The 25,091-nt window shown below is 34.9% G+C and carries 20 protein-coding genes and 1 pseudogene; 7 read left to right on the top strand and 14 right to left on the bottom strand.

Going from position 1 to position 25,091, the window contains the following annotated elements:
- Positions 1-335 precede the first annotated feature (335 nt).
- On the top strand, positions 336-536 hold the full coding sequence (locus tag B5V89_RS13850) for a cold-shock protein (RefSeq protein WP_058003138.1): 201 nt from the start codon (positions 336-338) through the stop codon (positions 534-536).
- Positions 537-978: 442 nt separating this feature from the next.
- On the opposite strand, the gene B5V89_RS13845 is transcribed toward B5V89_RS13850, so the two are convergent.
- Positions 979-1,905 (bottom strand): nuclease-related domain-containing protein, encoded by a 927-nt coding sequence (locus B5V89_RS13845; RefSeq protein WP_108072505.1) that lies wholly within the window; start codon positions 1,903-1,905, stop codon positions 979-981.
- A 205-nt stretch (positions 1,906-2,110) separates the two neighbouring features.
- On the opposite strand from B5V89_RS13845, the gene B5V89_RS13840 reads away from it, so the two are divergent.
- Both B5V89_RS13840 and B5V89_RS13835 read left to right on the top strand, forming a co-directional pair.
- Complete coding sequence (locus B5V89_RS13840) at positions 2,111-2,665, top strand: 3D domain-containing protein (protein ID WP_108072504.1); 555 nt, start codon at positions 2,111-2,113, stop codon at positions 2,663-2,665.
- Between the two features lie 181 nt (positions 2,666-2,846).
- Positions 2,847-3,809, top strand: coding sequence for a D-2-hydroxyacid dehydrogenase (locus B5V89_RS13835; protein ID WP_108072502.1), 963 nt, complete (start codon positions 2,847-2,849; stop codon positions 3,807-3,809).
- A 111-nt stretch (positions 3,810-3,920) separates the two neighbouring features.
- On the opposite strand, the gene B5V89_RS13830 is transcribed toward B5V89_RS13835, so the two are convergent.
- From B5V89_RS13830 to B5V89_RS13820, 3 genes are all read right to left on the bottom strand, one after another.
- Positions 3,921-5,282, bottom strand: coding sequence for an aspartate kinase (locus B5V89_RS13830; RefSeq protein WP_066236078.1), 1,362 nt, complete (start codon positions 5,280-5,282; stop codon positions 3,921-3,923).
- Between the two features lie 153 nt (positions 5,283-5,435).
- Complete coding sequence (locus tag B5V89_RS13825) at positions 5,436-8,114, bottom strand: tetratricopeptide repeat protein (protein WP_107958656.1); 2,679 nt, start codon at positions 8,112-8,114, stop codon at positions 5,436-5,438.
- Between the two features lie 429 nt (positions 8,115-8,543).
- Positions 8,544-9,800: a S8 family serine peptidase gene (locus tag B5V89_RS13820; RefSeq protein ID WP_108072501.1), complete on the bottom strand. Its 1,257-nt coding sequence runs from the start codon at positions 9,798-9,800 to the stop codon at positions 8,544-8,546.
- A gap of 409 nt (positions 9,801-10,209) precedes the next feature.
- Here B5V89_RS13820 and B5V89_RS13815 point away from each other — a divergent pair, with 409 nt between their 5' ends.
- On the top strand, positions 10,210-10,572 hold the full coding sequence (locus B5V89_RS13815; protein ID WP_108072499.1) for a hydrolase: 363 nt from the start codon (positions 10,210-10,212) through the stop codon (positions 10,570-10,572).
- A gap of 76 nt (positions 10,573-10,648) precedes the next feature.
- Here B5V89_RS13815 and B5V89_RS13810 read toward each other — a convergent pair whose 3' ends face one another.
- The 3 genes from B5V89_RS13810 to B5V89_RS13800 are packed head-to-tail and all read right to left on the bottom strand — an operon-like array spanning position 10,649 to position 14,464.
- On the bottom strand, positions 10,649-10,879 hold the full coding sequence (locus B5V89_RS13810; RefSeq protein WP_066236071.1) for an excisionase family DNA-binding protein: 231 nt from the start codon (positions 10,877-10,879) through the stop codon (positions 10,649-10,651).
- Positions 10,880-10,884: 5 nt separating this feature from the next.
- Positions 10,885-12,738, bottom strand: a complete 1,854-nt coding sequence (locus B5V89_RS13805) for an ABC transporter ATP-binding protein (protein WP_108072498.1) — start codon at positions 12,736-12,738, stop codon at positions 10,885-10,887.
- Position 12,739: 1 nt separating this feature from the next.
- Positions 12,740-14,464, bottom strand: a complete 1,725-nt coding sequence (locus B5V89_RS13800; protein ID WP_108072497.1) for an ABC transporter ATP-binding protein — start codon at positions 14,462-14,464, stop codon at positions 12,740-12,742.
- A 506-nt stretch (positions 14,465-14,970) separates the two neighbouring features.
- Between B5V89_RS13800 and B5V89_RS13795 the strand changes: the two genes are divergently transcribed.
- Both B5V89_RS13795 and B5V89_RS13790 read left to right on the top strand, forming a co-directional pair.
- Complete coding sequence (locus B5V89_RS13795; RefSeq protein ID WP_066236065.1) at positions 14,971-15,261, top strand: CD3324 family protein; 291 nt, start codon at positions 14,971-14,973, stop codon at positions 15,259-15,261.
- A gap of 261 nt (positions 15,262-15,522) precedes the next feature.
- On the top strand, positions 15,523-16,161 hold the full coding sequence (locus B5V89_RS13790) for a FusB/FusC family EF-G-binding protein (protein ID WP_108072495.1): 639 nt from the start codon (positions 15,523-15,525) through the stop codon (positions 16,159-16,161).
- Positions 16,162-16,632: 471 nt separating this feature from the next.
- Here the strand turns inward: B5V89_RS13790 and B5V89_RS13785 are convergent, their stop codons facing one another.
- Both B5V89_RS13785 and B5V89_RS13780 read right to left on the bottom strand, forming a co-directional pair.
- Positions 16,633-17,253, bottom strand: a complete 621-nt coding sequence (locus tag B5V89_RS13785) for an NUDIX hydrolase (RefSeq protein ID WP_108072493.1) — start codon at positions 17,251-17,253, stop codon at positions 16,633-16,635.
- Positions 17,225-17,776 (bottom strand): annotated as a pseudogene (locus B5V89_RS13780) (HAD family hydrolase); the annotation flags it as partial. The gene B5V89_RS13785 and the pseudogene B5V89_RS13780, both read right to left, overlap by 29 nt.
- 490 nt (positions 17,777-18,266) lie before the next feature.
- Here B5V89_RS13780 and bioB point away from each other — a divergent pair.
- Positions 18,267-19,280: a biotin synthase BioB gene (gene bioB / locus B5V89_RS13770; protein ID WP_108072489.1), complete on the top strand. Its 1,014-nt coding sequence runs from the start codon at positions 18,267-18,269 to the stop codon at positions 19,278-19,280.
- 253 nt (positions 19,281-19,533) lie between these two features.
- Here the strand turns inward: bioB and B5V89_RS13765 are convergent, their stop codons facing one another.
- The 5 genes from B5V89_RS13765 to B5V89_RS13745 form a co-directional block, all read right to left on the bottom strand.
- Positions 19,534-20,931 (bottom strand): right-handed parallel beta-helix repeat-containing protein, encoded by a 1,398-nt coding sequence (locus B5V89_RS13765; RefSeq protein ID WP_108072487.1) that lies wholly within the window; start codon positions 20,929-20,931, stop codon positions 19,534-19,536.
- Between the two features lie 474 nt (positions 20,932-21,405).
- On the bottom strand, positions 21,406-21,900 hold the full coding sequence (locus B5V89_RS13760; RefSeq protein WP_066233632.1) for a hypothetical protein: 495 nt from the start codon (positions 21,898-21,900) through the stop codon (positions 21,406-21,408).
- A gap of 24 nt (positions 21,901-21,924) precedes the next feature.
- Complete coding sequence (locus B5V89_RS13755; RefSeq protein WP_066233629.1) at positions 21,925-24,075, bottom strand: FtsX-like permease family protein; 2,151 nt, start codon at positions 24,073-24,075, stop codon at positions 21,925-21,927.
- Positions 24,076-24,085: 10 nt separating this feature from the next.
- The gene (locus tag B5V89_RS13750) at positions 24,086-24,709 is read right to left on the bottom strand and encodes an ABC transporter ATP-binding protein (RefSeq protein WP_066233626.1); all 624 of its coding nucleotides are present in this window, start codon (positions 24,707-24,709) and stop codon (positions 24,086-24,088) included.
- 66 nt (positions 24,710-24,775) lie between these two features.
- Complete coding sequence (locus tag B5V89_RS13745) at positions 24,776-25,060, bottom strand: lactococcin 972 family bacteriocin (protein WP_066233623.1); 285 nt, start codon at positions 25,058-25,060, stop codon at positions 24,776-24,778.
- Between the last annotated feature and the right edge of the window lie 31 nt (positions 25,061-25,091).

Genomic DNA, 25,091 nt, shown 5'->3' with positions numbered 1-25,091 from the left:
CTTATTACCACAAGTCTTTTTATCGACAGGCAGGAAAAAGCCATGAATACACAACGAATTCATGACTTACTAAATTTATGTTTTTCTAAAGACGTAATTGTGATTATATAATATTCGAAATAGAATGTCTAATTATTTTGTCTATTTTCGTAAACTGTGATTTTTTTGGAAGAAAGACATCCTATAAAATTATTTTCTTTTTTTATGTATACTTTTTCTTTTTGTGACGAAAATATAGGGTGTAGTTTTAATTTTATTTAAGGATATTTTTTCTATTCGCAAAAAATTCAATTTTAAACGAGAGTAGTGAATATCCGTACTCTGGAGGTATATAAATGGTAACAGGTAAAGTTAAGTGGTTCAATGCAGAAAAAGGCTTCGGGTTTATCGAAGTAGAAGGACAAGACGACGTCTTCGTACACTTTTCTGCCATTCAAGGTGAAGGATTTAAGACTCTTGAAGAAGGTCAAACCGTCACTTTCGAAATCGAGGAAGGCGCTCGCGGACCACAAGCAACAAATGTTCAAAAAGCATAATAAAAGGACTCCGGCCTGGAGTCCTTTTTAAGTTTGGTTTGTCTTTCTTGTGGGCTAATGGTTATTGATCACTGTTTTATGGTTATGAAGGGCTTGTTTCGTGGATTCGTGCACTTCGCTGGGGATCACTTTTTCTCATCTTCACGCATCTCTCAGTTTCGGGCATTTTGCTACGGCTACCTTCTTCTTATCTTACCGTATCTCTCGGTTTCGAGCATTTCGCTGGGGATCCCTTCTTCTTATCTTCCCGCATCTCTCGGTTTCGAGCATTTCGCTACGGCTACCTTCTTCTCATCTTCCCGCATCTCTCAGTTTCGGGCACTTCGCTACGGATCTCTTCTTCTCATCTTCCCGCATCTCTTAGTTCCGGGCACTACGCTAAGTTTATTACAGATTTAAATTCTCGCTTCTTGCGGGTTTCTACTATAATGTACGACAACTCTTAATTGAACGATTTGTTGCACACTATATAGTGGGTATTTTTACCATCAATAATCTGTTCATAATTATTGGAAAGTATTTTTTGAAGAGTTTTTTTGGGTATAATCTTACACCATTCTTGTATTGTACTTCTAGTAATCTTTTTCTCAGGGAAAAGGATCATATATTCATCGATACTTCGCAAAACAGCTGATGTCACAGATTCCTTGTAACCACATTGAGAGCAAACTAAAGATATTTTTCTAAAGGAGTTTATAAAAGAACGGCACTTCATACAAACAACCCCTTTTTTAAGACTATCAAAAGTGTATTTTGGTATTCGCTTATACGGAGACTTAGTAAGGTGAGCAGATAATAATTGTTCAATAAGTTGTGTATGATTTTTTGCTATCTTGGATGTTTTCTTAGAAAGATTATTCATAAACCGAGGAAGTTGGGTTGGGAAAATTATCTGTTGGTTTCGGGGAGCATGGTATAAATGAAACTCAGGGTTAATGAAAATTAAATACGATTCTATCGAATAATTGAAACCAAGGTTTTTAATAAATCGACGTAACAAGGATTCAGCCCGCGTCAGCTGCAAGAATGGGTTATTTATTTCCAATCCCTTTACTGAATACCAAGTATCATTTTCAATATAATAATCTCCCTCGTAATTTTTTACTTCGAAAAGATGAATGGTCTCAGAAAGGAGGGACAAACTATCAATTTGATAATAAGTGTTATTCCATTCAAAACGTAAATCATTAAGGATGTTCCAATCATTTGATAGTGTTATTAGCCATTCATCAAACTTTTGTTCACCTTCAAATCCTTTTGCCAGATTTGATAAATCATTCTTCTCTTTGACAGATAAATTCATTCGTTCATTTAAACTCTCTAAAACTTTCAATTCATCCGGTTTGCTTCGATGTTTAATAAAACTCATCACATCACCTAGCTTTCTTTTTATTTCATTTTACAAAATTCCCCCTATATTTACAATGTTCAACAAATAATATATTTTCCCTATTCTTTAGCAAAATATCAATTGAAAACAACTTGTAATAGAATTTGTACACCACTGAAACATAACTGTTACATTTCCATGTTAAGGTTTATTTAACATAAAAAAATAAAAGGGGAACACTATTTTGAAAAAATTTATTCTATCAATTAGTACAGTACTCTGTTTAAGTATCGGAATTTCAAGTGGCGCATTTGCAAGCTCAAATACATATACCGTTAAAAGCGGAGATTCATTATGGAAAATATCGCAAAAATATAAAGTATCCGTTAGTAATCTAAAAAAATGGAACCATCTTAAATCAGATAATATCTATCCAAAGCAAAAACTAGTAATCTCGCAAACAAAAAAAGCTGCAGCAAAAAAGAAAACAATTCAAAAAGTAAAAGCAAAAAAAGTAATTACAGTTTCAGCTACAGCATATACAGGAAGTTGTAAAGGATGCAGCGGGATCACTGCAACAGGAATCAATCTTAAAAAGAATCCTAAAATGAAAGTTATCTCCGTAGATCCGAAAGTTATCCCACTAGGCTCAAAAGTTTACGTAGAAGGTTACGGAAACGCAATTGCAGGAGATACAGGCGGCGCAATGAAAGGCAAAAAAATTGATGTGTTCATTCCATCAAAGAAAAAAGCCCTTCAATGGGGAAGAAAAAATGTAAAAGTTACAATCCTAAAATAAATGATTTAAAAACCAAGTGTGATCCACTTGGTTTTTTGTTTACTTGTTAACATGCAATTGAATTTGAAGAGAGAAAGTGCTTTATTTTATTTAAGGTAGTACGGAGGCATTAAACAAGAAAGGCAATGATATTTTTAGTATAATTGAAATTGTCAAAGTTTTTAATGCAAAGGAGGAAATTATGTCGCAACGCAAACTTGTTATAACCCAAAATCTTGATCAAGGTTTATATGGAAAAGTGAAAGAAACCGTTCCCGATTGGAATATTATAGCTGGGAAAGAATCTTCTGTTTGGAAAGATCATTTAAATGATGCTGAAATCATTGTAGGTTGGAAGAAAGAAGTAAAACCGTATGGAATCGATCGAGATTCAAAGCTGAAATGGTTGCAAAGCTGGAGTGCAGGGGTAGACAGTTTTCCGTTGGAAGAGTTAAACGCCAAAAACATTTTCTTAACAACTGCTAGCGGTGTCCATGCTTATCCAATTTCTGAAACAATATTCGCTTTAATGCTTGGGCTTACCCGAAAAATTCATACATATGTGAGAAATCAGCAATCAAAGACATGGCATCATGCCCACTTAAGCCTTGAAATGCACGGAAAAACAGTTGGAATTATTGGCGCTGGTGCGATAGGTAAGGAAACAGCAAAAATCGCAAAAGCGTTTGGTATGAAAGTGATTGGAATTCGCCATTCGGACATTTCAGAGGAATCCTTTGATGAGATGTATACAACAGACCATCTCAATTCAATTCTGCCGCAATGCGATTACGTCGTTGTTACAACACCACTAACAGATGGAACGTATCACCTATTCGGTAAAAAACAATTTCAGTTAATGAAAGAGTCAGCATTTTTTATCAATATTGGCCGGGGTGAGATTGTCGTGGAAGAGGACCTCGTTCACGCTCTTGAGACTGATTCCATCGCTGGTGCAGGTCTAGATGTATTTGAAAAAGAGCCCCTATCCGAACAAAGCCCTTTATGGAACTTAGAAAATGTAATCATTACTCCACATACTGCTGGTTCAACTGAACATTACGATGCTAGAGTGATTGAAGATATCTTTATTCCTAATTTGAAGCATTACCTACAAGAAGGGGTACCAAAAATTAATCTTGTAGACTTTAAAAAAGGATATTAAACGAAAATGACCTACTCAGTCCTCATGAGTAGGTCATTCATTTTGCCTATGTGCAGTTCAAGAAAGAAAACAGCAAGAATTCAATGTGTATTTGCTCGTTTGTTCAGTTCCTCACACTAAAACGCCGACAAAGAACTCTTGATATAAAGCTTCAACTGCCTTTCGTTCGTTTACTTCTTTGACCCCAAACATCATACTAACTTCAGATGATCCTTGGTTGATCATTTCAATATTAATGCCGGCATGTGCTAATGCTTTCGAGGCTCTTGCTGTCGTTCCTACGTTTTGCCGCATTCCTTCACCGACAATCATAATGAGAGCAAGACCGTGCTCCACTTTTACCTCATCTGCATGAAGCTCCTCTTTGATATAATTTATTATCTGCTTTTCAATCTCTGAATTCAATTGATTTTCACGTAATATAATCGATATATCATCTATACCGGACGGGGAATGCTCATAAGATAAACCGAAGCTTTCCAAAATTTGCAGAAGCTTTCGGCCAAACCCGACTTCGCGATTCATTAAATATTTACTAACATAGATGCTACAAAATCCTGTATCACTAGCAATTCCCACAACTGGACCGTTTCGCTGTTCTCGTTCATTCACAATCCTTGTTCCAGGCGCAAAAGGATTATTCGTATTTTTTACGTGGACGGGAATACCTGCACGATACGCGGGAATAAGTGCTTCCTCGTGAAAGACGGAAAAGCCGGCATAAGAAAGTTCTCGCATTTCCCGGTATGTAACTTCCCGAATTTCCTTAGGTTGGTTTATAATTGATGGATTGACGGAATAAACAGCATCGACATCTGTGAAGTTTTCATACACGGATGCGCCTACCCCATTTGCTAAAATCGAACCCGTAATATCTGAACCACTTCGCGAAAAGGTTAAAATCTCCCCTTGTTCGTTATATCCAAAAAAACCAGGAAAAATTAAAATGCCTGAATGACTTGATAGATCAGCTAATCGATGATAACTTTCCGGTAATACTTGAGCATTCCCCGGCTCATTGCTGACAAGTAATCCTGCATCTTTCGGATTGATATAGTGGGCTTCAATTCCACGAAGTTGAAAATAGTTAGCGATTAATTTTGCGTTTGTATCTTCCCCGCTTGCTTTTAAAGCTTCTAAAAACATAACAGAATCGCTTTTATCTTTCTGTAAAACTTGAAGAAAAGAGTTTCTGATCTCCGCAGTAAACGATTCATGAAGTCCTAATTCATTCGCAATGAGTATGTATCGTTGAATAACTTCGTTTAGAATTTCTGTTTCCGAATCATGTTCTAATATTTTTTTTCCGCAAGCAATTAATAAATCTGTTATTTTCTCATCTGATGGATGCCTTTTTCCCGGAGCAGAAACAACGACAATTTTCCTTTCCGGATCAGACAAAACAATATCAACTACCTTTTTAACCTGTTCACCTGTAGATAACGAGGAACCGCCAAACTTTACAACTTTCATACACACATCTCCCGTTGTAGAAAATTTTCAGATAAAATTTAGTTTTTATTATCTCTCTTTATCAAGAAATAATCAAGACATTTTCTACAAGTGGTGAACAATTGTCTTTTCTAGGTAAACTATTATAAAAAAAAACGCTAGTAATCTAGCGTTTTATACAACTGGATAGCTTTCTTTACTTGCATCAATGATCCACTCATATTGACGTAATTTAACTTCAAATAGTGATAGGGGATCGCGGAATTTTTCAGGGCTTGCTTTCATTCTATTTAATGTTTTCACATTATTTTGGCGTGTAGCTTCGGTTTTCTTAACAGTTTCTTCAAGCTCAAGTAAAGGATTTTTAAAGAACATGGCAATATCTCTTTCGATGGAAGTTTCAAATAGTTCAAATTGCATAAGAAACTTGTTTGTAATCGTATTTACTACTTCCTGATAATCCTCGTTTTCGATAAACTTTTTATATTTATTATAAAGAATTGTTTTGTTTTGCTGCAGTGCCCCAAATAATTTTCCGGCACTTTTTAATATAACTTGGGACGGTGTATGCCTTAGTAAAATATTTACCTTATCGATTCGGATACCGTTTTTCATTCTTTCCGCATCCCGTCTCCAATCATCAAGTACTTTCTCATCCGCAAATAGCTTTAATCTTTCCTCACCATATAATGAGTTAAAGCCCTCACGCATTTCATCTAGGAACGTCTTACACTGATAAAATTCTTCACCTGCATAGGAAATCCATTGTTGAATCGAAGAATAAAAGTTTGGTAGGACCTGCTTTTCTACATGTAATTGAATCCGATTATTCATCTCTTCATTCAATTCAATATGGATTTTTCTAAAGTCACTATTTTCTTTAATTAATTCGGAACTCCCCTTCAATAATGCAGGGATAGAATGCTTTAGCTCTTCTTTGATCTCATTTTTTATTGTTTGATAGGATTGTGTGATGTTTTCTACTTTTTCTTTTTCCATATCTTGTAGTTGATGAATCGCTCCACCTAATTTAGTAGCCATTTCTTCTTCCCATTTAATCGATTCATCCAAATCATTTTCCATTTTTTTACGTTGTTCTAAAATGTTTGACATTAACGCCCGTATAAAAGATAACATATTCGCTGTACGTACTTCTTCCACATTGATTGATTGGGTGATCGATTTTATAAAGGTCGTTAAATCTGCCGTATCTGTAGATGTTAAGACTAGGGCATACGGGAATTTTGAACGGATTTCTTCTACAAGAATAGTTATTTCTTGTTCACTGTATATCTTTTCCACATCATTTATTACAAAATGTAATGGGGTATACGGCATTTGCTCGCTTAAATTAAATAAGTAGTCCCCATCATATTCACTCGGATTAATCACTGCCAGAATAGCATCCGGTAAATAAATATGTTTCTTACCATTGCCCGGCATATATGACAATGTCACAGCACAATTGTTTAAAAGATCAGATGGCAACTTAAAATCAATGATTGTTTCATCATGCATCGAAATTTTATGAAATTCCTCTAAATTGTCAATTTTACTTACGCCAGTATTTGTGATTTCGGAGATGTCAATTGTATCTGCATCATCATACATAATGAATGAAGCAGATGGTGTTCCGAGACCATGGCCTCCAAGTGCTGTATTGATAAAATCAGCTTTTCCATTTTCCGTATTACCGGCAACTAACACATGATGAACGCGAAGATCGAGAAGTTTGCGGACCATCCAATGTAATGAATAACTAATTTGCACCTCTTGCGTTTCCGCCCATTTTAGTATAGTTTCAAATAAATGTACACTTTCCTCTAGAACATCCGTCTCATTTTTTGCATGTACAATAATATTTTCAGCTTCTTGAATGATCGACTGATTGATGCTTGATGGAAAGATTTCTCCCCACGATAGCACAGCCGCTGAAGCAGCTAACGCATGTGTAGAATCAGCGATTTTTAGCCAATTTTCAAGATGCTCTGGAATCATTAATGACAATTCTTTTAATAGAAGCTGCCCATTTAATAGCTCCGAATATGTTTCTGCAAATAAAGCAGATAATTCATGCCAATTTCCGTTTCGGCGATCCTCAATATTTATGAGGATATGATTAATCTCTTTTATCCAAGTTAGATAAACATCCCTTGTTTCATTTCGATAACTTTTCCATAGAGAGGAAACAAATGTTTCAAACAATCTTTGGTTTACTATATACAACGAAACTAATACTTTACTAAAATAGTTTGGTGCAAATCGGTTCGTTTTTCCTTCTTCACTATAAGCAATTAACACTTCAAACCATTTTGGCGAATCTGTTCGTATTGCTTCGTTCACAGCTAGTTCTATTGCATTAGCCCAATCCTCTTGATCTTCAAAATATTCGCGTGCTATGTCTGTTAGGTCTTTGTAGTCAGGATTATAGGCGACAGCTTCCTTAATTGTTTCAACCGCTTTTTCCATGTTTCCTTGCACAGTATAAATTGAGAAAAGCTTAATCGATATTTCCGTCGTTAATATAGGGGAGTCAGAAACGATTGAACGGTATATTTCTTCGGCAGTGGGGTATAAGCCCAATTCGAAATAAGCGTCTGCCATATTTTTTTTCGCCCATGGCTCTAATTCATTTTCGATATTTTCCCATTTAAAAATAGCAGATTCGAAGTCTTTGTTATGAAAATATACTTCTCCTTGTGCGAAACGAATATATGATAGTTCCGCCAACTCATTCTGCTGTTCTGCTAAGTATGCTTCACCAAGAACCCGAATAGGATGTTCGAATTCATCCTCTTTCATAAATGTATTTTTATAATAAAGCTTATCAATTAATAACTCTTCAAAAGTCATGTTATATCCTCCGATAATACATATTTACATAACCAATTAATGCGACAGAATATGTAATTATGCTTCCCTTTTGTTACAGTATTAAAACTTTTCCTTTAAGCAGTAAAACCTCTATTTTAATAGTTTAACAAATGTATATTTGCAATAAATTTCATTTTACTTTCATTTTTGATACAGACACAAGGGACATAAGTAACACTTTTAATATAGCTGAATATTTGTACTACATAGTTTTATAAAGTTTTGACTGAGATATCGGAAATACGGGTGATGCAAGGAGAATCGATGTTGACTTATCGTAGGGAAAAGTGATGAAGTTTTCTAGTCGATAGTACTGGAGCTGGACATTGCAGGATATTTTGTAAGACTGATGACATAAAAAGTTTTCTTTTAAAAAGCCCCTTTTTTTCAAAAGGGGCCTTGGAATCTTTATTTAACTCTAGGAAAGCCAAAACCTGATGCGTAATCATCACCAACTGAAGCACCTATGCCTCCTTTTATGTCATATGCTTTTGCACGTTTTTGTAACTCTGCACGTAATTGCGTATTACTAAGGCTTTTGTTAGCTGACCAAATTTTAGCTGCTAATCCAGATATATGAGGTGTTGCCATGGATGTTCCACTAATTGTATTGTATCTTCCGTTAATCCATGTTGATTCGATACTTGCACCTGGGGCTGAGACTTCAATATCCCTTTCTTGAATAATATAATCACCTGCTGTTGCAGGGTTTCCTCGTGAAGAAAAGTCGGCTACTCGATACGTTCCATTTGATTGAACATTTTCAAGAGCAGCTACAGCGACTGCATTCACTAATGCACCGGGGTAGCCTATTGTATTGCTTCCAGAACCACTATTACCAGCTGCCGCAATGACTAATACACCTTTCCCGTATGCATAATCAACTGCACTGGCTATTAGACTATCTTTTCCACTCGACCCTAACGACATTGATATAATAACCTTTGCCCCAGTTCGAGTTTTCTCATCTGCTGCATGTCTGATGGCTGCTGCTATATCATCCGAATACCCGGACCCGTTTGTTCCGAGCACCTTATATGCCCAGAGCTCTGCTTCTGGTGCAACTCCGAATACACCTAATTTATCTGAACCACCATTTGCCAAGACCGTACCTGCCACATGTGTACCATGACCATTCCGATCTGTACACGTACCATTGACATACGTACTGCTTTGGGTAAAATCCTTACATTGCTCAACATTTTGTGATAAATCAACATGTGTTTTTTCAACACCCGTATCGAGGACTGCTACTTTTATTCCATCCCCACCGGATGGGGATGTAAGATTATTATCATTATAAATAGCCTTTATTCCCCATGGAACTTGCTTACTTGGAACAGCGGTCGCTTTGATTGGTGCCTTGGATTGAATTTCTACCTTTTCTACTTTTTCAACAGTAATATTTTTGTTTTTCTTAAGGGCTTCATATTGCTTGGCATTTACAGTAGTTGTAAACCCTTCCTTACCAAAATTGCGATGGACATCGTAAGTATTTTGCAGCTTAACTTTCTCTGTACTAGCTCCTTGAATTAAGACACGGTAAGAATCTTGAACCCCATTCTCTTTAACATCTGTTGTTTTCGCAGATGCTCCGCCTGAAAACATAGATAGGCCCATCGCTAAACTCAGTATTGCCGATCCTAACATTCTCCTTTTCTTCATTCTACTACTCCTCTCATAATTTAATTTTTTACCATGCAAATCAGGATGTAAAATCAGTTTAATAGATTCAGAAAATTTAAACAATAGTCTTAAATAATCATAATTAATTCGTAAATCGAAGCGAAAATCTCTCTTTTCCACCTATACCTACAGACTTTTGGAATTATCATTTTTTATAAATTAATCGTCCTTATTTGTAATGTAATAAAAATGAAAAACTAAAGATTACTAACGCACTAGGAAAAACATCTTATTAAATAACCAAACAGGTTGATAGTTTGTTTAACAATGGATGAGGATCATTAAAAATAAGAAACTATTGATTAATAGGAACGAATTAGTGGTAAATCATCTTAAAGGAGCTTTTTAGAAGTAATGGTTTTCATAAAAAACTTAAGGAGATGAAAAAATGGAGTCAAATAGCAGAACATATTATATCGATATAACCAATGGTGAAATTTTAGACACTCCGATTGAAACGAATCAACAATTTAAAATTATTGCTAACCACAAAGAACTTACGCAGCTTAAAGAACTTTTCAAAAAGTTATATGCTGCTGATTTAGAAACGTATGCACGAGCCCATATTCCGTTTCTTGAATACCATCATGATTCCGAAAATCATAAATATGATCAAATTCTTACTGAAGTCTATCAAATGATCTATCAATTAGGGAATGAGGAAGCACGTCAATATATTATTAAAAATGGAATATTGAATGATGACGATCCACATCTTGACCAATCAAAGGGATTAGAGAACTTTAAGTAAAGGGGATTAATTCCTTCCCCTTTACTTCATGTTACATCCTATCTATCTTCTACTTTCGTTTATTTGTTATAAAGTACTAGTCCTCATCCTTAATATCCGGGTCTTCTGGAATCGGTTCTGAATTCCAATCTTCTACTAACTTCTTGTACTTTTCCATTTGTTCTAAATGCGTTTTAAATTGATCCTTATAAATTAAGTATTGCTCCCCATCATGAACAAAGCGAATTTTACCTTGCAAAATGAGTTTTTCGATTGCAGCTTCTGACATGGATAAGTAATCTGCAGTTTCCTTTAAAGTTAAGTACATTCTTATTAAACTCCTTCAACATTTTTAAATTGATTAAAGAACATATTATAATACACCCCTCGTTTTCCAATTAATTCATCATGACTTCCTTTTTCAACAATTTCACCGTGGTCGATGACCATAATCGTATCAGCTTCACGAACTGTATTCAATCGATGGGCGATGATAAAACTTGTTCTTCCATTCATTACTTTTAATAATGCATCTTGAATGTGAAGTTCAGTTCTCGTATCGATACTGCTTGTTGCTTCGTCCAAAATGAGGAGTGCGGGTCTTGCTAACATCACACGGGCAATAGCTAGTAATTGTCTTTCTCCTTGACTTAAATTTCCACCGTTTTCAGAAAGCATCGTTTCATATTGATTCGGCAGTTTTTTAATAAAGAGATCAGCATTCGCCATTCTCGCCGCTGCTATCACTTCTTCATCTGTTGCGTCCGGTTTTCCATATTTAATGTTCTCTTTAATCGTGCCCGAGAATAAATACGTATCCTGCAATACGATTCCAAAACATTTCCGCAAACTATCTCGCGTATATTCCCTTATGTCTTTCCCATCAAGATAAATATGCCCTTCTGTTACATCATAAAAGCGTGTTAACAGGTTGACAATCGTCGTTTTCCCCGCTCCTGTTGGACCGACAAGCGCCGTACTGCTGCCAATCTCTGCTTCAAAGCTAATATTTTTTAAAATTGGAACATCGGGACGGTACCCAAACGATACATTTTCAAAATGGACATTCCCTTTCGGATTGGTTAGTGTGATTGCTTCTGCTTGGTCTTCGATTTCCTCTTTTTCGTCTAAAATCTCGAATACACGCTCCGCACCTGCTACACCAGATTGAAGAACATTAAATATATTCGCTAAGTCGTTCAATGGTCTTCCAAATTGTCGAGAGTAAGTGAGAAAACTAGCAATGACACCAATGGTGATTAAGCTTTTCACAGCAAGAAGTCCACCAACAATCGCAACAACAGCAAAACCTAAGTTACTAATTACATTCATAAGCGGCATTAAAAATCCCGACCATATTTGAGCTTTTAACCCGACTTGTTTTAATTTCGTGTTTACTTCTTCAAATTCTTCAATTGCTTTATCCTCATGGTTAAATGCTTTCACTACTTGAATCCCGGAGATCGTTTCTTCAATATGACCATTCAATTTTCCAAGTTGAATTTGTTGGTTTTTAAACAAAATTCGTGTTTTCTTAGCAATTGTCTTGGTAAGCAAGAAAACAAGAGGGACAGTAATTAAAGTTGCTAAAGTAAGAATAGGACTTAGAATGAGCATCATTATTAATGAGCCAAGAAGCACGATTCCACCAGACATTAGCTGTGTCGTTGATTGCGAAATCGTATTACTTACATTATCAATGTCATTTGAAAGCCGGCTCATCAGTTCGCCATGTGTACGCGTATCGAAAAAAGATACAGGAAGCTTTTGCAGCTTTTTAAATAATGAACTTCGAAGACGTTTGACGATCCGTTGAGAAACACCGGCCATTAACCAACTTTGTAAAAAAGTTAAAAATGCATCGGTAATATAGGCAAATAAAAGAACAAGAACCAATACTTCGAGCAAATTAAAATCCACTTTTCCGCCAATCGTCATGGCATCAATCGATTTTCCGATAAGATACGGTGCAGACAAAGTAATGACCGAATCGATTAGTATGAATAAGAAAATGATGGATAAAATTTTTCGCTCGTTTCCAAAGTAATGCCAAAGTCTTTTTAGTGTGCCTTTAAAATTTTTCGGTTTTACAACAGGTCCGCCTCTTCCGCCATGACCTCTCATGCCACCTCCTGGTCGAGGAATAGAATGGGATTGCTGTACAGTATTTTCTTTTCTCGCGGACATCCTATTCCACCTCTTTCCCAATTTGTGACTTGTATATCTCTTGATACACCTTACAATCATTTAGTAATTGTTCATGTGTTCCAATGCCCGCCATTTCTCCATCTTCTAAAACGATAATTTTATCGGCGTCCATAATTGAAGTAATTCTTTGGGCGATGATCAAACAAGTTAACCCGCTCGCATACTTTTTCAGGGACTCCTTTAATTTCGATTCTGTCACCATATCAAGTGCGCTTGTACTATCATCAAGAATAAGAATTTCCGGTTGCTTCACTAACGCACGAGCGATAGACAGCCGTTGCTTTTGCCCGCCTGAAAAATTAACCCCGCCTTGTCCTAATTTTGTTTCATACTTTTCCGGAGATTCCATCACAAAGTCATGTGCTTGGGCCATTTTCGCGGCTCGTTCGATTTCCTCCATCGTGGCATCTTCTTTTCCCCATCGAATATTTTCTATGACGGATCCTGTGAATAAGGTCGTTTTTTGAGGAACAATCGAAATTTTTTCTCTTAATGATTTTGGATTCAATTGTTTAATATCTTCGCCATTTACTTTAATCGTTCCAAATGTGACATCATAAAAACGTGGAATTAATCCAATCAGACTAGATTTCCCTGAACCTGTTGAACCAATAATTCCTATTGTTTCACCAGGTAAGCATGTAAAGGTGAGATTTTTTAAAATTGGTTCCCCCTCCACCCCATCATAGGAAAAGGCCACATTTTCGAAGTCAATTCGACCTTTTGAATGAAAGACTTGTCCCTCTTTACTCCAAGCCATATCATTTTTTTCATCAAATACTTCGCCAATTCTTGCCGCTGACGCTTTTGCTCGAACAAACATATTAAAGACCATCGAAATCATCATCAATGAAAAGAGAATCTGTGTCATATAATTCGTAAACGCGATAACCGTCCCGGCTTGTAAACTGCCATTATCGACTCGGATTCCACCAATCCACAATACGGCAACAATACCAAGATTCACAACAAGCATAATAAGCGGACTAAAGATTGCCATAATGCGAATTGCAGATGTTGATTTCTCTTGGAATTCATTATTCGCTTTACTAAATTTACTCACTTCAAAGTCAAACCGGTTAAATGCTTTGACGACCCGCACACCCGACAAATACTCTCTCATTATGCCGTTCACTTTATCCAAAGCTTTTTGCACTTTTACGAAAAAGGGAAAGCTTATTTTCATATTTAAAATAATGATCAGAGCGACCATCGGTACAATGACGGCTAGAACGACTGATAAATGAATATTTAAGTGGGTCGCCATAATGAGGCCCCCAATACATAAAAGGGGTGCCTTTACGAAGATTCGCATTAATCCATTCACGAATACTTGGACTTGTGTCACATCGTTTGTTAAGCGGGTAACGAGTGATGCGCGATCAAATTTATCGATACTTTTAAATGAAAGAGTTTGGATTTTCCGAAAAAGATCCGAACGTAGTTCTGAACCAAAATTTTGCGATACAATACCCGAAATAACATTACGTGTCGATGCAGCTAATGCCCCAAATGCCGTAACTAATAGCATGATTCCACCATATTTAAACACATAGTCTAAATCTTTATTCGCTACACCATTATCGATAATCTTTGACATAATTGTCGGCTGCAGAAGGTCACTTACTGCTTCAATTGTAAGAAAGAGTACAGCTACACTAAAGGGCAACCAATACTTTTTTATGTATTTACTCAAAAATTTCATCTATGTTCATCCTTGTATCCGATTTTTATATATTAAAAGATACCCCTTTCCTATTAATTAGTCACTAGTTTTCAATGAGAAAGAACTGCTCAAATTAGGCAGTTCATCCTATTCTGCTCTATTAAATGATAGATGCGCAGTTTATTGAAATCTTTTATTCCCCGCTTGTCGTTTTATGTTTTGATTTAAAGGGATTCTTGGATTTTTCCTAAAGCCTATTTCACCTTGTAATTTTTACCTTCCCCTTTTACGTATTCATACTTTTATTTTATAATAGTGAGAAATAAAATGGTTGTAAATCAAAACATTTGAAGGGTGGTGTTCTTATGGCAATGACGTTTTGTTTGCCAGAATCCGCAGCGTCTCATGCAAAGCCTAGTATTAGAAAGGCGATCCTTTGCATGAGGTGGACATAACATTTATTGATTCGCCTATCTACACTTTCTAATATTTTTGGCTTTGCACCTTACTTTTAATTATCGAAAAAGATAAGGGGCTGACCAAAAATGAAATATGTGAAAGCAAATACAGTTTTACCTGAAAGCTTGCTAGCAGAAATTCAAAAGTATGTTCAAGGTGAAACGATTTATATACCGAAGCCGGCTGCATCCTACCGAAAATGGGGAACGCAATCTGGTGGAAGAAAATTCATTGATGAAAGAAATAGTGAGATTAAAACCGCCTTTAAAAACGGCAGATCCATCCATCAATTAGCAGATGACTATTTTCTTTCCGTTGAAACGATCAAAAAAATTGTTTATTCAAGAAAAGCGGAAGCGCCTTGCTCATCGACGTAAAAACTGGAGGGACTTTGACTGAGATAAAGGAAACACGGTGAGCCTGCAAGGCGAATCGATGTTGACTTATCGTAGGGAAAAGTCCTGAAGTTTTCTAGTCGATAGGCGCTGAAGCTAGACAAATAGAAAAGCGCACTGATTTAAGTCAGTGCTTTTTTATGTAGAGTTTGTTTATTAAACATTTAATACCTATCAAAAGCAAGTTTTTTCCTTTAAAGTGAATTGTGTGGTTTTTAATTTCACCTATAGGAGGGAAAAAAAGTGGAACCCTTTATTCGAAATGATCAATTTAACTTTATTAAAGATCAAGCCCTAGTTCTAGCGAATAGTCACGCGTCTGTTAATGATAAAGCTGTCCTAAGTGCAATAAAATCTTTATCCGAGGAAAAAGTAATGAATTTGTTTACGAATATAAATGAAGAACAAAAACAGTTACTCGCTCCCATTTCTGCTATTAAGGACAAAACAAATGTAGAAGACTTTTTATCTCAATTAAAACCCTTCGTTATTCCCTTTAAAAAAGTTACAGAACAATCATTAAAAAAATTGTTTCCTAAAGTAAAAAAATTAAAGGCGCCTTTTTTAGAAAGCGTGGATTTTCGAGAAATTTCGTATTTGGGATGGATTGATAAAGGATCGAATAAAAAGTTTATCGTAGCCGAAAAAAATGATAAGTTAATTGGTTTACAAGGATCGTATACAATTTTAAACAAAAAAAATGTCTGCGCGCTATGCGGCCGGCACGAAGAAGTTGGGTTGTTCTTATCAGAAACAAAAGGAGCAGTGAGAGATACCTTTTTTAAACGAGGGAACTATATTTGTCAAGACAGCACAAAATGTAATCAAAACTTACTTTCGCTAGATAAATTGAATGAATTTATTGAGCGTATCGGAAAATAAACAAGACATCGTTCACAATCTCTTGAACGATGTCTTGTTTTTGTTTATGAATCCTTTTGATTCGGGAAGATCACATTGCATTTGCTTGGTTCAAGTGCTCGTATCCTCTGCTTGCGGGTAGTTCATTTCGTATTTGCTTTGCTCAAGTGCTCGCATCCTCCGTTCACATCACATTTGCTTGGCTCATTTGCTCGCTTTGGCGACCAAGTTGGGCTGGTTGCTTCGATCTTGGGCTTCATTCCGGCGCTTTGGCGACCAAGTTGGGCCGGTTGCTCCCGTCTTGGGCTTCATTCCGGCGCTTTGACGACCAAGTTAGACTTTTTGCTTCGGTCTTGGGCTTCATTCCGGCGCTTTGACGACCAAGTTGGACTTTTTGCTCCGGTCTTGGGCTTCATTCCCTTGATTTCGGGAAGCTTTGGCCGTATTCTCATTCCCCAAGTGCATGATTTCTACTCAGCTGATATACAGTTATTAAAGCTCATTATAAATCCACCTTATAATCGTTTCATAATATAAGTTTTCATGCGGGACAAAATCTTCTTTACAAGCCAATCGGTTAATCTCAACCTTTTTTCCATCTTTATCAATCAAAAATCCTTTTATACTGACATGCTCATTTCGCCCTAACCAAAATTCATAAAAGGCATCCATTTCAATTTTTACCATGCCAGTAACTTCTTCTTTCTGTAATACAAAATCATCCAGTGTATGGTTGCTTTTATACAAAAATACATGGGCAATTTCTTTATCAATCAGCTCTTCACGCGTTACACAATAATCAAATATTCCTAATGAAATAAGATCTTTAAATCTAACATCGATTCCGATTTCTTCTTTAATTTCCCTAATGCCATCCTGTACAGTTTCGGAGGCTAATAAATGGCCGGCTGAAGTAATATCAAGAAGATTTGGATAATCCTTTTTTTGCCCGCTTCTTATTTGAAGGAGAATATACTCCTTTTCCTCTTCTTTGCTAACAAACCAGCATTGAAAGGTTTCATGCCAGAATCCCTTTTTATGGACTTCTTCACGGGAAGCCACACCGATTGGATTTCTCTTATCATCAAATATTTTTAGCAATTCTGATTCCATTTTCCCCCGCCTCTTTCAATATAATAGGGATTTCCGATAGATCATTGATGATATAATCCGCCTCTACCTTTCCCCAATACTCATCCTTTTTCCAAATCCCTTTCATCCCAGCATTTTCTGCCGCTTTCACATCATTATCCGGGTGGTCACCAACAAATAGACTCTCACTTGCCGACACATTTAACTTTCTTAGTGCCTTTTCAAAAATTTGAGGTTCCGGCTTTTTACAGCCTTCCCATTCGGAGATTAAAATGGCATCAAAATAGTTTTCAATTCCCAAAGCGGCAACATTATCCATTTGGAATTGACCTTTCCCATTGGTGATCATACCTAACTTCATGTTATTATCTTTTAACATTTCAAGCATTACAATTAGATTAGGATATAGTACACAACTATTTTTAAATTGGGTTATATAATCTTCCAACAGTTGTTCCGGCGTTATTGTATGTATGTTATATTCATTTACAAGTTGTTCATATACTTTATCTTTCCATACATAACCTCTGCAATCTAATTCTATCTATGGGAAATGTTTTGACAGCCAGACCATTCATCAAAGATCAGGAGACCATTTCATTGGAACAATATCTACAAAAAAGCGAGCTGTATTTTGAAATTAAAGGTACACCCGAATCCTCAAAATAATCTTATTTTCGAGGAATACGAGCATTCTTATCCTTTATACTTAAACACGAAAACATAAAGCCATTTTGACATTGATTTACGGAAGTGGTTTACGCGTAGATGAGGTAGCCCGATTAAAAATTAGCGACATTTCCAACACAACTAAGGCACAACTAGCGAAAAACCACTAGTTGTGCCTCTTTATGTGCAAAACTTCCGATTGCCCCCTGAAAGAACCGTACCCGCGTATTCGTTTCACCCACATTTCACACCTTTATGTTAACTTTAAATATTTTCAGGTTGACATATATTATGTTTTTATTGCAAACTATTATTCAAGTAAGCCAGAGGTTATTTTTTAAAATTTAGTAGAAGGGGAATGGGATATGAATAAATGGAAGATTTTAGCAAAGAAAGCTCTACTCGGGGAAGAGATTTCCAATGATGAGGCGCTTTCGATTTTAGAGTGTAGGGATGATGAAATATTACAGTTGCTGGATGCGGCCTTTCAGATTAGGCAGCATTATTTTGGGAAGAAAGTAAAGCTTAATATGATTATGAATGCGAAGTCTGGATTATGTCCTGAAAACTGCGGTTACTGTTCTCAGTCTTCCATTTCAACTGCACCTATTGAATCGTATCGTATGGTAAATAAAGAAACGATTTTACAAGGAGCCAAGCGCGCTTCTGAACTGAATATCGGTACATATTGTATTGTCGCAAGCGGGCGGGGTCCTTCGAATAGAGATGTAAATGTGGTGGTTGAAGCTGTTGAAGAAATAAAGGAACAATACGGCCTAAAAGTTTGTGCGTGTTTGGGATTATTAAAGCCTGAGCAGGCGAAACGATTAAAAGCTGCAGGTGTGGACCGATATAATCACAATATTAATACATCACAAAATCATCATTCAGCTATTACAACATCTCACACATATGAGGACCGTGTTTCAACTGTGGAACTAGTAAAGGAAGCAGGCTTGTCCCCTTGTTCCGGTGTAATTGTTGGAATGAAGGAAACGAAGCAAGATGTTGTTAATATGGCGAATAGCCTCAAGGCATTAGATGCTGATTCAATACCCGTCAACTTTCTACACGCAATTGATGGAACCCCTTTAGAAGGGACAAATGAATTGACGCCAATGTATTGCTTAAAAGTTCTTGCCCTATTCCGTTTTATCAATCCTGCTAAGGAAATTCGCATTTCTGGAGGACGAGAAGTTAATCTTCGTTCCCTTCAGCCGTTGGGATTATATGCTGCAAATTCAATTTTTGTAGGAGATTATTTAACTACTGCAGGCCAGGAGAAGAATGAGGATATTAAAATGCTCGAAGATCTAGGCTTCGTAATCGAAACGGTGGAAGAGATGAAAGCAAGCTTGGCAATGGATAAAAATCAGTAAAATTTTCTATTCATTAATTAATTTGCTTTGTTAAAGGATATTATTAATTTTTTATGACTCGATTGATTGGAACGGAAGGCACGAAGACTCCCGCGGGAAGTAAAGGGCCGAGGAGATCAAAAAGTGGAGGCCGCCGCCTATCGACGTACAAAACTAGGGCAGCGGCATCGGACTCGCGGTACTATTTGAGAGGGGAAGTTAGGGATAAACTGGGAAGCTTAGGGACGGTCCTTTCCCCTTGTCCTATAAAAAGTTAGTCGACTATTTTCCTCGCAGGTGAATCTTTTTTTAATCTAAAATTATATTTGTTCGCATTTACATATTTCGGATCTAAGTAACTGGATTTCACATCACTTTTTGAGACCTTTTTGAATTTAGGAAACGACGTGTATTCTTCGTCTTTCCATACCCAAATACCGGACTTGCCCTTTTCTTTGTGAAATACATTTTTAATCAGTTTATTTTTTTGATTGGTTGTAAAATAGTTGGCGATAAATAAGCGAGATGGTCCGGCTGTCAAAATGTTTTTTTCTATCACATTGTTTTTTATATCATGCTGTAATAAAAGCTGACCTCCATCCAGCCCCTTCGTATCATTCCGATAAATGATATTTTGAGAGATCGTCGAATTTATCGTACCTCCCCTTTTTTCATCATATCCGCCAATCGAAATCCCGGTGTAAAAGTTGTTATAAATAATATTGTTTTTAATGTTTATATGTTCTGCATATTTTTTAGCGTGTTCGGAGGTTGCTTCGATACCGATATCGTTTTTATAAATAGTATTTCTTTCAATGTTTATATTTTTTCCACCATCGACGTAAATTCCGCCAGCAGAATAATCTTTTCCATAAGCGGGATTGCCGTAAGAGGATATTTCATATACTTTATTATTTTTTACTATCCCATTACGTACATAGTCAGCTTTTTTATTAGCAGAGGTTCCTTCATAGCCAATTAGATCTATTCCGATATTATCATTTCGGCGGATGAGGTTATTTTCTACTTTAAAGCCATTAATATTTCCATTAAGCACAAGAGATTCACTCGAACCGAGTTTTAATTCTTCCACAGTATTTTTCGAAATCGTTATGTCCTTCATTGGGCCGGTACCATATATTGCAATTCCATGAGCATTTCCATCTTTTGCACGTGTCTCAATCCGCCGTACATGATTATTTTCTAATTTAATATGGCTGCTTGATCCTGTTACATAAATCCCCATTACTGTTTCATCTGTTAATTTAGTTGTCAAATCCTGTATCGTGATTCCACTAATAGTTAGATAGTTTTTATTCTTAATATCGACAAGTGATGTATCGCCTTCAACATTCTTTATTTTTTTCCCACTAAGAACAACCTTTTCATTATTATAGGATTTAAAAATTATTGGTTTTGACTTTGTGCCGCTATGCTTAACAATAAGCTTTTCATAATAGGTTCCTTTACGGATATAAACGGTCGTTCCAGCCATCGCTTCAGAAGCTGCCTTTTTTAATGTACGAAACGGCTTTGATTTTGTACCATTATTTTGATCATTTCCATTTAAAGCCACATATATGTTCTTATCCTGTTTTGCATTCGTATTATTGAAAGCACAACCAATCAAGATAGCAACTGCAAACAGAAGGAGAAAAGCTAATTTTTTCATTTCATCGTTCCTTGTTAAAAATTTTGTGAATTTCATATTTAATAGTATCGGTATCTTGCTAGATTATAAAGAAATTTGCAATGAATAAGATAAGTAAATATTTGATTGCTTTCTTTAGAATTATTAGTTCTGCAAAAGATAGATTAAGAATCCAACATATTTAGGCTGTTATCGTTGAGGAATTTTCATAGGAAATATTCATTATTATCTTGTAGCTATATTGAATACGGAATTAAGGATCAGGTTGAGACCGCTGAAAAAACGCACCCCAAAAAATAGGTATCAATGTTAAAAGAAAAAAAAAATCACCTCAATTTGGGATAATAGAATTACTAAAACTATTTACCAAATGAGGTTCTTACTTAATTGCACTTTTTCGGTTTTTGAAGTGGTCAAACTAGGGATGGAATAATTCATAGCTAGATATAGTTTAACTTAAGCACAGATACTTTTTTAATTTACTTAACATTAATGTTAGTTAGAATATATCGGGTTCTCCATACTCTTTTTAGCATTAATTACTCGCTCTTCAATTTCTTTTAAAGCACCCTTATAATTTTCTTCCCCTGCTATTTTTTTTATTGTTTTTTTATTTTCCTTTGAAATTACGAAATTATCAACTACAATTATTTTTCCATCATTAAGAATATTGCCATTGTCATCTATCGAAATACTCACATTATAATCAGCATCTTCCTTAAAGCTAGGGTTGAGTTTCTTTGGAACAAAGGATGAAGCTTTACCATCATCTTGCTTAATGTAAACAATGTAGTACTTATTTTTATGGACAGTATCCGAATTTAAAATTGTGTTTTTTTCTCGTTGTGAACTCTCTTCTTTTAATGATGTATTTGTTATTTCATTTGTACCTTCTTTATTGCTTAAAAAGAAAGAAGAAATGTAAATTCCAAAAGAAAAAAAGAGTATTACAATTGTCAGGCTAATCATTACCTTTTTGGTTTGAGTCAATTTTTATTACCCCCTTTTTTAACATCACTTTTCAATTAGAATCTGTTTGGTAATATTATATTCTTTAATACTAATAAAACTGCTAATTAATAATACATCAAAACATGCAAGCCCTAGGGTTACTTTAGTAAGTAATAAAGTCCCACTAGTAATAAAAAAGCAAACCATAAAGGAGATATTCCAAAATACTAATATTACAAGGTAAACTAGGTTATGTTTTTCAAAAAAGTTATAACCAAAAATCCATTGTAAAGCCAGTGATTGTTTGTTTATTTCTAGATAATACACCGAAGAAAAGAATAGTAAAACAGTTGCTAAGATTAAGTATAGGATACAGTATATTGTTGTTAATTCGAGTACCTCTCTATCATTTGCTATCTTTAATTCTACCATTGAATAAGCAACTGAAATAGGTTGCCATATTTCATTTAAAGAGTATTTTTCCAAGGCATCCTGTGTTAACTTGAAAGGATTTTTATCCCCACTATTTTTAGTATAGTATCCATATCCCATAGAAAGGGTGTTTGCTAATATATTGGGATCAAACTCTTCATTAACAATAACAGCAATTGGATCATTGATCTCATAATTATTATTTTGTCCCATATTGGTAGAAAAAGTAAAGTAAGATTGTTTATTCATAACATACAAAATATTCGCTTTAGGCGGCTGAATATCTTTCCTATTATATATATCCATATAATCTTTTTCTATAGTGCTTTTGATATTATTTTCATGTTTTTTAAACTTTATTGGCACAATAACCGTTATTTCGTTTTTTCTAGTCTCCGGAACCTTTACTCTTTTGTTGTTAATATCAATAATTGGATTAACGGATAAATAATTTTTATTAATTTCTATTTTTCTCCCTTCCATACCCCAAGGGTTTGGGTCTAAGGGTAAGTCAATGGAACTATTCATATAGTAAGGGGATGGAGAAATAAAGATAGCTCCCTGAGACTCAAGATCCTTATATAATTGTTTAAATTGAGTTTGCTTTTTTTCATTATGTAGAAAGTTAAACAAACTTGGATTAGGAGTCGCTACTACTCCTAAATAGGAATAATCTTTCAATAATGACCATTTTTCTTGTTTAGTCATAGTACTCTTTAAACCAAGAAAAGCACTGATCCCCTCTTGTAAACCTAGAATAAGAAAAATAGCTATAATAAAGCGAACAACAATATTTAAATAAAACAACAATTTGATAGGCTTTCTATTTTTGATCATTTGAGAAATATTTATACTTTTAGTTGCCAACCATGTAACAATAAAAATAAATGTGACTATTAAAAGTACTGGAATAATATTTTTCATCCAAAAGTATAAAAAGGGAAAAAATTGTTGGAACTGATTATAAAAATATAAATATACTATTAATGCTATGAATCCAGTAGCAAAAGAATTAAGAAAAATATTAATATATTTTCTTAATAAATAACCTCCAATTTGCCAAAAGTTATACCCAAACAAATGTCTTACTGCTATTTCTTTATAGGCATTAATTACATCGTATAACAATGCAAGCATTATTAAAAAACATAATATTAACAATGCTTTATACATCATATCTTGGTAGGGGTATTTAGTAATCAAACTTTGAGACTGCTCTTTTGAAGTTTTAACAGTAAATCCATATTCTAATGCTATCTTTTTAAACCTTTCTGCATTTTCTATACCGTTCAAAGTATAAGTTCCTTTAATATCTCTTGTTTTTGAAGCAGAAATCATTGGACGAATTTCAATTGGGTCAAAACTATGAAAAATTTCAAGCTGGCCGACTTGGTTATTATCATAAGTTTCTATTGTTGAAAGAAAATCATTAGGATCACTATATCTATTCAAAAATTCCCCCGACTTTAGTTTAATATTTTTGAAGTAGTTGGTATTTTCACGAAAAGCTACATAATACACCCTTTTATCTTTATTGTTTTTATACGTTTCATAAGACGTTCGTTGTAAGTCCACATTTGCATTTACTGCCATATCTTCTAATAAACGAAAATTTTCAACCTTGCTTTTTTGAGGATTTCCTCCTTCAACAACGATGTTCAATTTATCACCTGAATTATCATTATTAAAAGATTGAAATTGTATATATTCAAATTGTTTTATTGATAAAAAACTTACAACTATAATAGTTGTTGTAAAGAGAAGGAAAATTAATTTTTTCATAACTATCCCCTTATAAATGTACTGTTCTTGAAAAGAATTTGGTTAAATCTTTATCGTGAGTGACCATAATAATAGTTTTTCCTTGTTTTTGTAATTTCTGAAACAATGCCACAATAATATCTCGATTTTCAATATCCAGTGATCCAGTAGGTTCGTCTGCTAAAATCAATGAGGGGTCTTTTAGTAGTAATCTAGCAATCGCAATACGTTGTTGTTCTCCACCACTCAAGGTATGTATTTTTTCCTTACCATAATCTTCTAGACCTACCTCTTTTAAAACTAAAGATATAGCTTCACTTTTTTGTGTTTTTTTCATCTTTTTATGTTTAAGTGCAATTTCTAAATTTTCATTTACTGATGCATTATCGATTAAAGCATAGTTTTGAAAAATAAAGCCTAATTGATCTCTTAATAAAAGTCTTTTATATTTTTTTTTATGAATATCTTTATCCATTATTTTTATAATACCTGAATCAGCTTCTTCTAAAGTACCAATTATATTTAAAAGGGTTGTTTTTCCTTGTCCGCTTTTCCCAACTACTCCAACGAATTCTCCTGATTTTACTTCTAGGTTAAAATTTTTAAAAATAGTTTTTCTATCAAATGTTTTATTCATATTAATTATTTCAATCATATATTATCTCCTTTGTTAAAGTAAAAAGGGATTTATATATTTCATAAATCCCCTTTTTTTACTTAGTTACAATATAATATACTTATTATAAGTGACAGCATACGGTCCGTTATAATCTAAATTCAATTGAGACCAATATCCTGGTTGTGCAATTGGACCAGTGTAAGTAACACCATTTTTTGTAATTGTACCATAATGTTTGAAACCGGAATGATAGTAATGGTTATACCACTGCTTGGTTGTTTTGCTATATCCATAATTCCATGTTTCCGCAGCCTTTGATGCTATTGGTACTATTGCTCCTAAAACTAACAATGCTAATAGTGAAAAAGTGATTACTTTTCTTTTCATATTCTCCCCTCCCCCTAAATTGAATTTTTAT

This window comes from Heyndrickxia sporothermodurans, assembly GCF_003055045.1.
Taxonomy (GTDB): domain Bacteria; phylum Bacillota; class Bacilli; order Bacillales; family Bacillaceae_C; genus Heyndrickxia; species Heyndrickxia sporothermodurans.
The sequence above is the reverse complement of the archived record's forward strand: the minus strand, read 5'-3'. Positions and strand labels throughout refer to the sequence as shown.